The 245-nt window shown below is 64.5% G+C and carries 1 protein-coding gene; it reads left to right on the top strand.

Annotated features, from left to right (window positions below):
- The coding region (locus tag AC5RWD_RS23400) for a hypothetical protein (RefSeq protein ID WP_494022292.1) at window positions 1-245 on the top strand (245 nt) is incomplete at both ends.

The following is a 245-nucleotide window of genomic DNA, read 5'->3' on the forward strand; positions in this document are numbered from 1 at the left end:
GCTGGCCTCCACCAACCCCGCCGTGGTCACCTACGACCCCGCCTACGGCTACGAAATGGGCCACATCGTCCGGGACGGCCTCGAACGCATGTACGGGCACGATTCCGCCGACCGTAACCTGATGTACTACCTCACGGTCTACAACGAGCCCATCACCCAGCCCGCCGAACCGGAGAACCTCGACGTCGAAGGCGTCCTGAAGGGCATCTACAAGCTCGCGGCCTCCAGCACCGAAGGCCCCAAGA

The organism is Arthrobacter sp. CMU6 (genome assembly GCF_059090205.1).